Genomic DNA, 14435 nt, shown 5'->3' with positions numbered 1-14435 from the left:
CCCGAAGGAGCACTCATGTCCGACAACTGGCGTTTCGAGACCAAGCAGATCCACTCCGGCGCTCAGCCGGACCCCGTCACCGGTGCACGCGCCACGCCGATCTACCAGACCACCGCGTACGTGTTCAAGGACACCGACCACGCGGCGAACCTGTTCGCGCTGGCCGAGTTCGGCAACATCTACACGCGCATCCAGAACCCCACGCAGGACGTCGCGGAGCAGCGGATCGCCGCGCTCGAAGGCGGTACGGGTGCACTGCTGCTGGCATCGGGTCAGGCCGCGTCCACCTTCGCCGTTCTCAACATCGCTCAGGCGGGGGACCACATCGTCTCCTCCTCCGCGATCTACGGCGGAACCTACAACCTCTTCAAGTACACGCTGGGCAAGCTCGGCATCGACGTCACGTTCGTCGAGGACCAGGACGACGCCGAGGAATGGCGCCGCGCGGTCCGCCCCAACACCAAGCTCTTCTTCGCGGAGACCATCGGCAACCCGAAGGTCAACGTGCTCGACATCCGCCGCGTCGCCGACGTCGCACACGAGTCGGGCATCCCGCTGATCGTCGACAACACCATCGCCACGCCCTACCTCATCCGCCCCTTCGAGCACGGCGCCGACATCGTCATCCACTCGGCCACCAAGTTCCTGGGCGGTCACGGCACCGTCCTCGGCGGGGCCATCGTCGACGGCGGCAAGTTCGCGTGGTCGCAGAACGTCGAGAAGTTCCCGGGCCTCACGGAGCCGGACCCCTCGTACCACGGTGCCAGCTACACCACCGCGGTGGGCGATGCTCTCGCCTACATCATCAAGGCACGCGTGCAGCTGCTCCGCGACCTTGGCTCCGCGATCGCCCCGGCCTCGGCCTGGCAGCTGATCCAGGGCATCGAGACGCTCTCGCTGCGCATCGAGCGCCACGTGCAGAACGCCCAGGACCTGGCCGAGTGGCTGGAGAACCACCCCGACATCGCCTCGGTCAACTACGCCGGGCTCCCGTCGTCGCCGTGGTACGCCAACGCCAACACCTACGCACCGAAGGGCGCCGGCGCGGTGTTCTCGTTCGAGCTGAAGGGCGGCGTCGACGCCGGCCGGGCGTTCGTGAACAACCTCAGCCTGTTCAGCCACCTCGCCAACATCGGCGATGTGCGCTCGCTGGTGATCCACCCGGCCTCGACCACCCACTCGCAGCTGACGCCGGAGCAGCAGCTCACCAGCGGCGTGACCCCGGGCCTCATCCGTCTGTCGGTGGGCCTGGAGAACATCGAGGACCTCAAGGCGGACCTGGAGGTCGGCCTGGCCGCGGCTCGTGCACAGGCGGAGTCCGCTCGCGTCTGATCGCGCGGTGACATGACGGAGGCGCCTCGCTCGCGGGGCGCCTCCGTCATGTCGTGGCACGGCTCCTCGATAGGGTGGCGGCATGGCATCCCGGCGCTCGCATCGTCAGTACCCTCGAGCCTTCGACGACGATCACCGCGCCGGCACGGCATCCGCGATCGGCGCGGTGCTGGTGCTGATCGGCGTGGGCATCCTGCAGCTGTCACAGGGATCGGGAAGGCTCTGGCCGCTCACCCTCGCGAGCGGGCGCGAAGAGGTCATCGCCGCCGTCCTCACCACGGGATGCGTCTTCTGGATCGTCTACTCGATCATCTATCTGGCGTGGACGCATCTGCTGTTCTCGCGGACGCCGCGTGAGGAACTGCGGCGCATCGCCGACATCCAGCACCACCGCCGTCCGGGTGCGACGGCGGCGCTCCTCGGTGCGGGAGCGGACGGCACCGGTACGGTGAGCGCGTCACTCATCGCCCTCGTCGTCGCTCTCGGCACGGCGGTGCTCGGTGTGGGCCCGGGCGAGGAGTGGCGGATCCTGCTCGTGGTGGCGGCCGTCGCCGCATCCTGGGGCGCGATGGTCTACTCGTTCGCGCTGCGCTATCTGCGTCTGGATGCCGGCGGCGAACGCATCGAGTTCGACATCGACGAGACCAGTCAGTTCAGCGACTTCGTGTCGATGGCCATGCTGATGTCCGCCCTCGGTGCGGCTGCCGGCGGGACCGCCCGCACGCGCGCGGGTCTCGTGGCCGTCCGTACGCACGGCGTCTTCGCCTTCGTCTTCAACGCGCTGGTGGTGGCGATGACCGTCTCTCTCGTCGTGGGACTGGTCACCGCGCGCTGATCCGACGCACACGGCGTCACAGTTGGCCTCCAACGCGGCGAACACGGGAGAATGGTGGCGTGGATTGGCAGATCTCCGAGGACACCGTTCCGTCATCACCGGTGACGGAGGCCGATGCGCGATCCCTGCTCGGCCGCCCGCCGGTGACCGGGGCCTGGCGCGACGGCGACCCGGTCGGCCATCGCAGCTTCGCCGCGTTCGACGAGTTCCGCACGGATGCCGGCGGACGACTTCCCGCCTTCCGCCTGGCGTATGAGAGCTGGGGCCAGCTGAACGAGGCCCGCGACAACGCGGTGCTGATCCTGCACGCGCTCACCGGCGACAGCCATGTGCGCGGCGACGCCGGGCCGGGTCACCCCACGGCGGGATGGTGGGAGGAGATCGTCGGCCCGGGCGCCGCGATCGACACCGACCAGTGGTTCGTCATCGCGCCCAACATCCTCGGAGGATGCCAGGGGTCCACGGGCCCGTCCAGCATCGGCCCGGACGGGCGCGAATGGGGCTCCCGCTTCCCGTACCTCACCGTGCGGGACCAGGTGCGCGCACAGCGCCGGCTCGCGGACCGGCTGGGCATCGATCGGTTCGCGGCCGTGGTGGGCGGCTCCATGGGCGGCATGCATGCCCTGGAGTGGGCGATCGAGACCCCCGAACGTGTGGCCCGCCTCGCCGTGCTCTCCTCTCCCCCGGTCAACACGGCGGATCAGATCGCGCTGAACTCCGTCCAGCTGGAGGCGATCGCGATCGATCCGGCGTTCCAGGGCGGCGACTACTACGATTCCGGTGCGGGCGAGGGGCCACACCGCGGTCTGGCCCTGGCTCGGCGCATGGCGCTGCTGAACTATCGCAGCCCGTCTGAGCTCAACCAGCGCTTCGGACGATCATGGCAGTCCTCGGTGAGCCCCATCGGCGATGACGGCCGCTTCGCCGTGGAGAGCTACCTCGACTTCCACGGCAACAAGTTCACCCGCCGCTTCGACGCGAACAGCTACCGGATCCTGGTCGGCGCGATGGACTCACACGACGTCGGCCGAGATCGAGGCGGTGTGGAGGATGCGTTGGCGCGAGTCACCGCGACCACCCTGGTCCTCGGCATAGATAGCGACCGCCTGTTCCCCATCGACGGCCAGCACCGCATCGCGCGCGGCATCCGCAACACCCTCGATGGCGACCGGGCCGTGGTGCTCTCCAGCGACTTCGGACACGATGGCTTCCTCATCGAGACCAGCGCCGTCGGTGCGCACCTGCGCCGTCTGCTGGACGCCCCGGCCTAGCGGTCTCAGATCCGGCACACCACCGGACGTCTCGGTACATCTTCTGAGACCAGCAGCACCTGTGTGGTCTCACATCCGGCACACCACCGGACGCCGCAGTGCATCTTCTGAGACCACCGGCACCCACGGCTTCAGCGACGGAGGGTGGCGCGCAGGCTGATGTCCCGGTCAGCGCGCAATGACAACGCGGCCAGCACCAGGCCGAGCCCGGCGAGCGCGGCGCCGACCCAGGACGGAGCCTGGAACCCCCAGCCCGCCGCGATCACCGCTCCGCCGAGGGCGGCCCCCAGGCTGTTGCCGATGTTGAGCGCCGAGTGATTCATCGCGGCCGCGATCGACTGGTTGTCCTGTGCGACGTCCATGAGCCGGGTCTGGATGGTCGGCGATGCGATCGCCGACGAGACACCGACAGCGAAGATGAAGATCACGAGAGTGACGATCCAGCCGCTCGTGAGGGCGAGCAGGATCAGCGAGACGATGAGCGCCACGAACGAGCCCAGCAGCGACCGCGGAAGATCCCGGTCGGCCAGGCGTCCGCCCAGGAGGTTGCCGATGGTCATGCCGAGGCCCATCACCACGAGGACGATCGGCACCGCCCACGCGGGCGATCCGGCCACCTCGGTGACGAGCGGGGACACATAGCTGTAGACGGCGAAGAACCCGCCGAAGCCGATGGCGCCGACCGCGAGGGTCGCCCACACCTGGCCGATGCGGAACACGCCCAGCTCCGCGCGCATGGTGCGGGACGGGTCGCCCTCATGGGCGGGGACGAAGATGGCGATCATCGCCGTGGCCAGGGCGAAGATGGCCGCCACGATGGCGAAGGCCGCGTGCCAGCCCAGATTCTGCCCGATGAACGTTCCCGCCGGCACACCGACGACGTTCGCGACCGTGAGGCCGGTGAGCACGAAGGCCACCCCTTGCGCGCGCTTGCCAGGGCCCAGCAGATCGGCCGCGACCAGCGCGCCCATCCCGAAGTATGCGCCGTGCGGAAGCCCCGCGAGGAACCGTGTCAGCGCCACCCATTCGAAGGTAGGGGCGATGAGGATCGCAGCGTTGAACACCGCGAGCGCGGCAGCGAGCCCGATCATCACCCGGTGACGCGGATAACGGGCGAGAAAGCCCGAGATCGTGGGCGCGCCCACCACCACTCCCAGCGCGTAGAGGCTGATCAGCCAGCCGGCCTGCGCGATGGCCTGTTCGGAGTCGGTGCTCCACAGGGTGGCGAGGGTCGACTGCGCGATCTCGGGCAGCAGGCCCATGATCACGAACTCGGTCATGCCGATGCCGAAGGAGCCTACGGCCAGGGAGAGGAGTGCCATCGTCGCCATCCCCCTCGAGGATGTCGATGAGGTCACCGCACCACTCTAATGCTGCGGTGAACCCTCACGAACACGGGGGTCGAATCGTTACGATCCGGCGGACGGACGCGGCGGGACGTACCGCCAGGGCAGGGCCGACGCGTCGAGGCGGTGACGCTGGTCCTCGGGCGTTGCGGCGGTTCCGTCGTCGCCGTCCCAGCTGAACATCCGCGCGCCGTCGATGATGCGCGCCAGCGTGGCGTACGTGCGAACGCTCGCCCCCTCGAGCCGGGCCAGCGCGGATTCGGCATCGACGGCATCGCGCAGATTCAGCAGTGTGACGAACGTCGGCGGATAGAGCCGGGCGTCCCCCGCTGCGTGCAGGGCGAGCATGTCCGCGGGACGGAACCACTCCGCCCGCACGACCTCCGATGCCTGCACGCGGATGCGCCCGCCAGGGTCGGATGCCGCGAAGAACCATGTGCGGATGCGCTTCGGCTCGGTCACCGGCGGGATCCATTCCGATACCGGTACGAGGGCATCGACCTCAACGTGCAGTCCGGTCTCCTCCGCGACCTCCCGGACGGCGGCACGACGCAGGGTCATGCCTGCGTCGCTCGACACGTCCGCCGCCTCGACGCGTCCGCCGGGGAACACCCACGCCGATGCGAAGGATCCCCGATCGGGGCGCTGCATCATCAGAACCTCGACCCCGCCGTCCGCCACCGAGCGCAGCAGCATCACCGTGGCCGCCCAGGGCAGGTCGTCATCCGCGATCGAGGTCATGCTCGATTCTCTCGCAGGTACGCGCCCCGGAGACGAAGGCCCGCGCGGCAGGGCCCAGCCGGTGTCGGCGCCTCAGTCCGCGGTTTCCTCGAGGGCGCGTTCGAGACGCTCCAGCTTGCCAGAGAGCTCACCGGTGTATCCGGGACGGATGTCGGCCTTCAGCACCAGTGAGACGCGTGAGCCGAACGGCAGCACGGCCTCGGTCGCGCGCTTGACGACGTCCATGACCTCGTCCCACTCCCCCTCGATCTCCGTGAACATGCTGGAGGTGGCGTGCGGAAGTCCGGACTCACGCACCACGCGTACGGCTGCGGCGACCGCGTCGTGGACCGAGCCGTCTTCGCGACCCGTGCCGCTCGGTGCCACCGAGAATGCGACGATCATGGCTGTCTCTCTTCCTCGCCCGCGGCGAACGTCGATGCATCGATACCGGCCACCGGGACCGTGATCCCAGCCTGCACCATGCCGGGCGCGACGGGCAGCCGCACCAGCCGCACGATCAGGGCGATCAGCATGCCGACCAGGATCGCGTTTCGGGCGGTGAGCACCAGTACCGCCGAGACATGGGCGGTGAGCACCCGGTCGTACATGATCGGGTAGATGAACTGCGTGAGCAGAGCCGAGGCGATCGACAGCAGCGCGTAGGGCAGCACGCCGCGCCGGCCCCACAGGATCCACAGCACCACCGGAGCGATCAGCCAGATCTGGAACTGGGGTGAGCCCACCTTGTTGCAGACGATGAAGGCGAGCACGAGCGCCAGCGCCAGCGGGGACAGCAGGCGTCGTTCCGACACGCCGGCGCGCACCTTCACCACTCCGATGATCGCGATGGCCGCGGCCACCAGTACCAGCAGCGGCGTGGTGAGGGCGGAGACGACATCGTCGCCCGCACCGGTCACCTGGAAGGTGACGATGTCCTGGTTGTAGACCACCGCGGCACCTGGCAGCCGCAGCATCGCGGCCCACGTGTACGGCGTGCTCACCGGGGCCTCCACCTGGAGCCCGCGATCGGACTGCGTGGTGAGGAAGCCGAACAGGTGACCGGCGCCGCCGCCGAGGACGACGACGAGCATCACGGCACAACTGAAGACGATCGCGGGCACGAGCACGCGCCACCGCGAGCGCAGCGCCACCACGGCCGCCACGAGCATCGCACCCGGCCAGATCTTGATCCAGGCTCCGATCGCGAACAGGACGCCGGCGATGCGGGGGTGGCGGGCGATGATCAGCACGGCGATCACCGCGAGCGGGACCGTCACGGCGTCGATGCGGTACAGCCCGATCGGACCGAGGGCGAGGGCGAACAGCACCCAGAAGGACGCGGCCAGCACGCGGGTGCGACTCGTGCCGCGCCCGAGGAGCATGCCGAAGCCGATGAAGTTGAGGATCACCACCATCACGGCCCACGCCATGGTGTAATCCGTGATCAGCACCAGAAGCCGCGGCAGCAGCATCGGGACAAGCGCCACCGGCGGATAGACCCAGGGCTCGGTGACGCCGACGACGCGGCCCTGCAGCGCCTGGGAGGACCACGGTCCGTAGACGTTGTAGACATCGCCCATCGGCTGATTGGGGAGCACCCACCCCTCCCACAGCACGAACAGCTGCACGAGGGCGAACGCGATCCAGGGCACCGGGAGTCCCAGCACGCGCAGACGTTCGGGACTGATCAGGGATCCGAGGACGCGCTTCACGCCACCACCTCCGCGACGGCGGCAGGCAGCGCCTCCGCCACATCCAGGGCGACGATCGGATGACCCGTCGCCGAGTCGGCGCCGGCGGCGATCGTGGCGGCACGGCCGTGCAGCCAGGCCGCTGTTGCCGCCGCGTCGCGCAGCGGGGCATCGGGGTTCTGTGCGATCACTGCGCCGATGACGCCAGCCAGCACATCCCCGGCGCCCGCTGTCGCCAGCCATGCCGTGGCGGCTCGCACGTGGACGAGGTCGCCCGCGGGGTCCACCACGATCGTGTCATGTCCTTTGAGGAGCACCACCGCCTGCAGTCTGCCGGCCAGTGCGCGGGCGTCGGCTTCGCGATCGCCGCTCACCTCCAGCGACACCGACGCGGCGAGGCGGGAGAATTCGCCCGCGTGCGGGGTGAGCACCAGCGGCGCGCGGGCGCCGTGGGCCAGGTCGAGGGCGCCCGCATCGACCACGACGGGGGCGGAGTCCGCGAGCAGTTCGCGAAGCTCTGACGTGTCGGCGTCGGATCGGGCGGAGGAGTCGGTGCCGGAGCCGATGACCCACGCCCCCACACGACCCGTTCCGATGACGGTCTCCGGACGGCGCTGCAGGATCAGGTCGGCCGGGGCCGGGCCGCTGTAGCGGACCATTCCGGCCCCCGCCCGCCAGGCGCCCTCCACGCCGAGGAGAGCGGCGCCGGGATACGACGCGGAGCCCGTGTGGATTCCGACGACACCGCGACGATACTTGTCGTCGTCGATGCTCGGCGGGCGGACGATGCGTGCGGCGTCGTCCGCCTGCCAGAGCTTCGTCATGAGGAAACGCTACCGCGGCCTCAGCGCAGACGCCGTGTGGCGTCCTGCACCTCTCCCACGAGTTCCTCGATGATGTCCTCCAGGAACAGCGCGCCGATGGTGGCACCGGCGCTGTCGCGAACCCGCGCCACGTGCTGATGGGCATCACGCATGATGGCCAGGGCGTCCTCCAGATCCGTGGTGTCCTGCACCGGTGCGAGCGCATGGATCCGCTTGGCGGGGATCGGGTGGGTGCTCGCCTCCGGGGCATCCGAGGAGACCCGCAGCGCGTCCTTGATGTGGACGTACCCCGTCGGCTCACCGTCCTCGTCCACCACGACGTAGCGGGAGAAGCCATACTGCTTCACCGCGGATTCGAGGTCCTCGGGCGTCGCCGTGCGCGCCAGCGTGACCAGCTTCTCGCGAGGCACGGCGATGTCGCGCACCTTCTTGTCGGTGAACTCCACCACCGCCAGCGCCGTGCCTGCGGCATCGTCGAGGACACCCTCGGCGCGGGAGGTCGCGACGATCGTGGCCACCTCTTCCAGCGTGAAGGTGGATCCGGCCTCGTTCTTGGGCTCCACCCGGAACAGGCGGACCACCCCGTTCGCGAGCCAGTTCAGCGTCCAGATCACCGGGTGGAAGACCTTCGAGACCCACACCAGAGGCGGCGCGAGCAGCAGAACGGCCCGATCCGGCACCGAGAACGCCAGGTTCTTCGGAACCATCTCGCCGAAGACCACGTGCAGGTACGAGACGACCACGAGGGCGATGATGAACGCGACGGTCTTGACCGCATCCTCGCTCATCCCCGTCAGTCCGAGCGGGCCCGCCAGCAGATGGTGAAGCGCCGGCTCCGACACGTTGAGGATCAGCAGCGAGCAGATCGTGATGCCGAGCTGCGATGTCGCAAGCATCAGGGTCGCGTGCTCCATCGCGAACAGCGCGGTGCGCGCCGCGCGGGATCCGCGCTCGGCGAGCGGTTCGATCTGCGACCGCCGCGCGGAGACGACGGCGAACTCCGCGCCGACGAAGAAGGCGTTGCCGAGCAGCAGCACCACCAGCCATGCGAGGCCTGCCCAGTCGTTCATCGGCCCGCCTCCTCATCGATCGTCACCGGGTTCGCGATGAACTCCACGCGATCCACGCGTCGTCCGTCCATGCGCACCACACGCAGCGTGCCCTCGTCGATCTCGACTTCATCTCCCACGGCGGGGATCCGCTCCAGACGGCTCATGAGGAAGCCGCCCACCGTGTCGTAGACCTCGCCCTCGGGGACGTGCACCCCCGCGCGGTCGCGCAGTTCGTCGGGGCGCAGCTCGGCCGGGAACACGATGCTCTGCCCGCGGCGGGTGATGCCCACGCGCCGACGGTCGTGCTCGTCGAGCACGTCGCCGACGATCTCCTCCACCAGATCCTCGAGCGTCACCACACCCGCGGTCCCGCCGTACTCGTCGACGACCACGGCCATCTGGTATCCCCGCGAGCGCAGTTCACCGATGAGCGCGTCCAGGTGGAGCGTCTCCGGCACGCGCAGGGCGTCCTCGGCGAGCGCGCCGACGGGAACATGGATGCGCTTGCTGCGGGGCACGGAGACGGCCGCCTTCAGGTGGACGATGCCGGTGACGTCGTCCAGGTCGTCGTCGTACACCGGGAAGCGGCTGAGCCCGGTCCGCCGGGCCGCGTCGATGACGTCATCCGCCGTGGCGTCTCCGGCCAGGGCCTCCACGCTCGGACGCGGGGTCATCACATCCCCCGCCGTGAGGCGGGCGAAGGTGAGGGAGCGATCCAGCAGCGAGGCCGTGTCCGCTTCCAGCACGCCGGCCATCGCCGAACGGCGCACCAGGCTGGAGAGCTCTTCGGCAGAGCGGGCACCGCTCAGCTCTTCCTTGGGCTCGATGCCCATGGCGCGCAGGATCCCGTTGGCGGATCCGTTCAGCACGGCCACCGCCGGGCGGAACACCGTGGTGAACACGGTCTGGAACGGGATCACCAGCTGCGCCGTCTGACGCGGCAGCGCGAGCGCGAAGTTCTTGGGCACCAGCTCGCCGATGATCATGGAGAGCACGGTCGCGATCGTCATGCCGATCACGGTGCCCACGGGGGCGGCGATCGATGCGGGAAGCGACAGCAGTTCGAGCGCGGGCTCGAGCAGCTTCGCCAGCGCGGGCTCCAGCGTCACGCCTGTCAGCAGCGTGGTCAAGGTGATGCCGAGCTGAGCGCTGGAGAGGTGCGTCGACGTGATCTTCAACGCCGCGATCGTCATCGACAGGCGCGTCTCCCCCCGCTCTCGGCGGGCTTCGAGATCCGCGCGGTCGAGGTTCACGAGCGCGAACTCGCTCGCGACGAAGAGACCGGTTCCGACGGTGAGGAGGATTCCGACGCCCAGGAGGACGTAATCCATCGGCTGCATCAGCGGTTCTCACCACCGATGCGGCGGCCGGACGCGGACACGCCCCGGCGGATGCGGTGATCCGCGGGCGGATCAGTGACGGGCGAGGGTCTGCAACTCGGAGGGTCGTCCATGGTGCGCACGAGTCTAACGGACGCTGCTGGGAGCGTGCCCGGCTCAGCGCCGCACCATCCGGGATCGACGGCGTGTCGCGGGCGTGGACAAACTCCCGGAGGCCTGCCGTTCTGGACTAGGCTTGTCTGTCGAAAGCACGCGGGAGATCTCCGCGTGCGTGACGAGATCACACGACGAAAGTGGGCGATCAAGCGTGTCGAGCAACTCGAGCGTTGGCGGGGCTTCGAGCGAGGGAGAATTCGGGGCCAACGAGTGGCTCGTCGAAGAGCTCTACGAGCAGTACAAGAGCGACAAGAACTCCGTAGACAAGGAGTGGTGGCCGGTTCTCGAGTCCTACCACCAGAAGGCCACCGGTTCCGCTCCGGCCACCCCCGGCGCCCCGGCAGCGACGCCGGAATCCGCCCCGATCGCAGCCGCCACCCCGGCGGCACCGGCCGCTGAGGCGCCGGCACAGAACAACGGTCAACCGGTGGCACGCACCACCGCCAAGCCGGCAGCCCCGCAGCCGATCCCCGCGCAGGCACCGAAGGCCACCGCTCCCGCTGCGGATGCCGGTGAGGCCCAGGAGGACGTCGTCACGCCTCTCAAGGGCATCTTCAAGACCATCGCCGCCAACATGGACGTCTCGCTGACGATCCCCACCGCCACCAGCGTCCGCACCATCCCCGCGAAGCTGATGATCGACAACCGCATCGTCATCAACAACCACATGGCGCGCACCCGCGGCGGCAAGATCAGCTTCACCCACCTCATCGGCTGGGCCATGATCCAGGCGCTGAAGGAGTTCCCGAGCCAGAACGTCTACTACGACGAGATCGACGGCAAGCCCTCGGTCATCGCGCCGGCGCACATCGGGCTCGGCATCGCCATCGACCTTCCCCGTCCCGACGGCACCCGCGCCCTGGTGGTTCCTTCCATCAAGCGGGCCGAGACGCTGAGCTTCACCGAGTTCCTGGCCGCGTACGAGGATCTCGTCCAGCGCGCCCGCGTGAACAAGCTGACAGCAGCCGACTACGCCGGCACCACCATCTCGCTCACGAACCCGGGCGGCATCGGCACGGTGCACTCTGTGCCGCGCCTCAGCAAGGGTCAGGGCTCGATCATCGGCGCCGGTGCGCTGGAGTACCCGGCGGAGTTCGCCGGCGCCAGCGAGCGCGTGCTCAATGAGCTGGCCATCGGCAAGGTGATCACCCTCACCAGCACCTACGACCACCGCGTGATCCAGGGCGCGGGCTCGGGCGAGTACCTCAAGAAGGTGCACGAGCTGCTCATCGGCCAGCGCGAGTTCTACGAGGGCATCTTCGCCGCGCTGCGCATCCCCTACGCGCCCATCCACTGGGCCGCCGACATCAAGGTGGACATCGCCGAGCGCGTGGACAAGCAGGCCCGCGTCCAGGAGCTCATCAACTCCTACCGTGTGCGCGGTCACCTGATGGCCGACATCGACCCGCTCGAGTACGTGCAGCGCTCGCACCCCGACCTGGAGATCGAGACCCACGGTCTCACGTTCTGGGACCTGGACCGCGAGTTCGTCGTCGGCGGCTTCGGCGGCCGGCGCACGATGAAGCTGCGCGAAGTGCTCGGAGTGCTGCGCGACTCCTACTGCCGCACCATCGGCGTCGAGTACATGCACATCCAGGACCCCGAGCAGCGCGCCTGGTTCCAGGAGAAGATCGAGGTCAAGTACCAGAAGCCCGGTCACGACGAGCAGCTGCGCATCCTCAGCAAGCTGAACGAGGCCGAGGCCTTCGAGACCTTCCTGCAGACCAAGTACGTCGGGCAGAAGCGCTTCTCGCTCGAGGGTTCCGAATCCCTCGTTCCGCTGATGGACGAGATCCTGCAGGGTGCCGCGCGCTCCGGCCTCGACGGCGCGGCCATCGGTATGGCTCACCGCGGCCGTCTGAACATGCTCACCAACATCGCCGGGAAGACCTACGGTCAGGTCTTCCGCGAGTTCGAGGGATCCACCCTCCCGGGCAACAAGCTCGGCTCGGGTGACGTGAAGTACCACCTGGGCACGGAAGGCACGTTCGTCGCCGAAGACGGCAGCGAGCTGCCGATCCAGCTGGCTGCCAACCCGTCGCACCTGGAGACGGTCGACGGTGTGCTGGAGGGCATCGTCCGCGCGAAGCAGGACCGTCACCCGATCGGCTCGTTCACGTGGCTGCCCATCCTGATCCACGGCGATGCGGCGTTCGCCGGTCAGGGCGTGGTCGTCGAAACGCTGCAGATGTCGCAGCTGCGCGCGTTCCGCACCGGCGGCACCATCCACGTGGTCGTGAACAACCAGGTGGGCTTCACCACGGTTCCCGGTGATTCGCGCACCTCGGTGTACGCCACCGACGTCGCCAAGACCACGCAGGCGCCCATCTTCCACGTCAACGGCGATGACCCCGAAGCCGTCGTGCACGTGGCCCAGCTCGCCTTCGAGTACCGCGAGAAGTTCCACCGCGATGTCGTGATCGACCTCGTCTCCTACCGCCGACGTGGCCACAACGAGGGCGACGACCCCTCGATGACGCAGCCCCTGATGACCAACCTCATCGAGGCCAAGCGTTCGGTCCGCAAGCTCTACACCGAGGCGCTCGTCGGTCGCGGCGACATCACCGAAGCCGAGTACGAGCAGACCAAGGCGGACTTCCAGGACCGTCTCGAGGTCGCCTTCGCCGAGACGCATGCCGCACAGACCGGCGCGATCCCCGTGGTCAACGAGCAGGGTGCGCCCGCAGTGGCCGGCGCTCCGGACAACACGGGCATCTCCTCCGAGACGATGCAGATCATCGGCGACGCGTTCACCAACAAGCCGGCCGGCTTCACGGTGCACCCCAAGCTGGAGCAGCTGCTGAACAAGCGTGCCGACATGTCGCGCAACGGCGGCATCGACTGGGGCTTCGGCGAGCTGCTCGCATTCGGCTCCCTGCTGCTGGAGGGCACCCCGGTGCGCCTCACCGGTCAGGACGCCCGTCGCGGCACCTTCGCTTCGCGCCACGCCGTGCTGCACGACCGCGCGAACGGTCAGGAATGGCTGCCGCTGGGCAACCTCTCCGACACGCAGGCACGTTTCTGGGTCTACGACTCGCTGCTGAGCGAGTACGCCGCCATGGCGTTCGAGTACGGCTACTCGGTGGCCGCCCCCGAGGCTCTCGTGCTGTGGGAGGCCCAGTTCGGTGACTTCGCCAACGGTGCGCAGTCGGTCATCGACGAGTACATCTCCTCCGCCGACCAGAAGTGGGGCCAGCAGTCCAGCGTCGTGCTGATGCTGCCGCACGGCTACGAGGGCCAGGGACCCGACCACTCGTCGGCACGCATCGAGCGCTACCTGCAGCTGTGCGCCCAGGACAACATGACCGTGGCCCGTCCCTCCACGCCGGCCCAGCACTTCCACCTGCTGCGCCGCCAGGCGTACGCCAAGCCGCGTCGTCCGCTCATCGAGTTCACCCCGAAGGGCATGCTGCGTCTGCGCAGCGCCTCCAGCCCCGTGGAGGACTTCCTCTCCGGGACGTTCCGGACGGTGCTGGACGACGAGCGCGGCGTCGACGCGTCGAAGGTCACGCGCGTTCTCCTGCACTCCGGAAAGATCCACTGGGATCTGGTGTCCGAGCTGGAGAAGACGCCGAACGAGTCGATCGCCCTGGTGCGCGTCGAGCAGCTCTACCCGGCGCCGGTCGACGAGCTCAACGAGATCCTCGCGCGCTACCCGGATGCCGAGCTGATCTGGGTCCAGGACGAGCCGGAGAACCAGGGTGCGTGGCCGTTCATGGCCCTGGAGGTCGCCCCGCTGCTGAAGGGTCGCCCGCTCGGACACGTCACGCGCGCCGCAGCCGCGTCCCCTTCCACCGGTTCGTCGAAGATCCACGCGCTGGAGCAGGCCGACCTGCTCCGCCGCGCACTGAACTGACATCACCGT

The 14435-nt window shown here is 68.8% G+C and carries 11 protein-coding genes; 4 read left to right on the top strand and 7 right to left on the bottom strand.

All coding sequences use genetic code 11. From position 1 onward, the window contains the following. Nucleotides 1–15: 15 nt before the first annotated feature. The 3 genes from ACIQJ5_RS04310 (at nucleotide 16) to ACIQJ5_RS04300 (ending at nucleotide 3438) form a co-directional block, all read left to right on the top strand. Nucleotides 16–1332, top strand: a complete 1317-nt coding sequence (locus ACIQJ5_RS04310) for a bifunctional o-acetylhomoserine/o-acetylserine sulfhydrylase (protein ID WP_231092694.1) — start codon at nucleotides 16–18, stop codon at nucleotides 1330–1332. A gap of 82 nt (nucleotides 1333–1414) precedes the next feature. Then, on the top strand, nucleotides 1415–2167 hold the full coding sequence (locus ACIQJ5_RS04305; protein ID WP_402841241.1) for a DUF1345 domain-containing protein: 753 nt from the start codon (nucleotides 1415–1417) through the stop codon (nucleotides 2165–2167). A gap of 59 nt (nucleotides 2168–2226) precedes the next feature. Continuing rightward, a complete protein-coding gene (locus ACIQJ5_RS04300; RefSeq protein WP_402841238.1) occupies nucleotides 2227–3438 on the top strand; it encodes a homoserine O-acetyltransferase in 1212 nt (403 codons plus the stop codon). A gap of 131 nt (nucleotides 3439–3569) precedes the next feature. Here ACIQJ5_RS04300 and ACIQJ5_RS04295 read toward each other — a convergent pair whose 3' ends face one another. From ACIQJ5_RS04295 to ACIQJ5_RS04265, 7 genes are all read right to left on the bottom strand, one after another. Continuing rightward, nucleotides 3570–4760, bottom strand: a complete 1191-nt coding sequence (locus ACIQJ5_RS04295; RefSeq protein WP_402841235.1) for an MFS transporter — start codon at nucleotides 4758–4760, stop codon at nucleotides 3570–3572. Between the two features lie 87 nt (nucleotides 4761–4847). After that, the gene (locus tag ACIQJ5_RS04290; protein ID WP_402841232.1) at nucleotides 4848–5525 is read right to left on the bottom strand and encodes an NUDIX hydrolase; all 678 of its coding nucleotides are present in this window, start codon (nucleotides 5523–5525) and stop codon (nucleotides 4848–4850) included. 72 nt (nucleotides 5526–5597) lie between these two features. Next, nucleotides 5598–5909: a thiamine-binding protein gene (locus ACIQJ5_RS04285; protein WP_231092689.1), complete on the bottom strand. Its 312-nt coding sequence runs from the start codon at nucleotides 5907–5909 to the stop codon at nucleotides 5598–5600. After that, entirely contained in the window at nucleotides 5906–7219 is a 1314-nt protein-coding gene (locus tag ACIQJ5_RS04280; protein ID WP_402841228.1) for a glycosyltransferase 87 family protein, read from the bottom strand. The genes ACIQJ5_RS04285 and ACIQJ5_RS04280 overlap by 4 nt, the downstream gene beginning before the upstream one ends. Continuing rightward, the gene (locus ACIQJ5_RS04275; RefSeq protein WP_402841225.1) at nucleotides 7216–8022 is read right to left on the bottom strand and encodes an NAD(P)H-hydrate dehydratase; all 807 of its coding nucleotides are present in this window, start codon (nucleotides 8020–8022) and stop codon (nucleotides 7216–7218) included. Before ACIQJ5_RS04275 ends, ACIQJ5_RS04280 begins: the two co-directional genes overlap by 4 nt. Before the next feature lie 20 nt (nucleotides 8023–8042). Next, complete coding sequence (locus tag ACIQJ5_RS04270; RefSeq protein WP_231092686.1) at nucleotides 8043–9092, bottom strand: hemolysin family protein; 1050 nt, start codon at nucleotides 9090–9092, stop codon at nucleotides 8043–8045. After that, on the bottom strand, nucleotides 9089–10405 hold the full coding sequence (locus ACIQJ5_RS04265) for a hemolysin family protein (protein ID WP_402842039.1): 1317 nt from the start codon (nucleotides 10403–10405) through the stop codon (nucleotides 9089–9091). Before ACIQJ5_RS04265 ends, ACIQJ5_RS04270 begins: the two co-directional genes overlap by 4 nt. A gap of 316 nt (nucleotides 10406–10721) precedes the next feature. Here ACIQJ5_RS04265 and ACIQJ5_RS04260 point away from each other — a divergent pair, with 316 nt between their 5' ends. Beyond that, entirely contained in the window at nucleotides 10722–14426 is a 3705-nt protein-coding gene (locus tag ACIQJ5_RS04260) for a multifunctional oxoglutarate decarboxylase/oxoglutarate dehydrogenase thiamine pyrophosphate-binding subunit/dihydrolipoyllysine-residue succinyltransferase subunit (protein ID WP_402841222.1), read from the top strand. The last annotated feature ends 9 nt before the right edge of the window (nucleotides 14427–14435 follow it).

It is taken from the genome of Microbacterium sp. GXS0129, assembly GCF_044769785.1.
Taxonomy (GTDB): domain Bacteria; phylum Actinomycetota; class Actinomycetes; order Actinomycetales; family Microbacteriaceae; genus Microbacterium; species Microbacterium nymphoidis.
The sequence above is the reverse complement of the archived record's forward strand: the minus strand, read 5'-3'. Positions and strand labels throughout refer to the sequence as shown.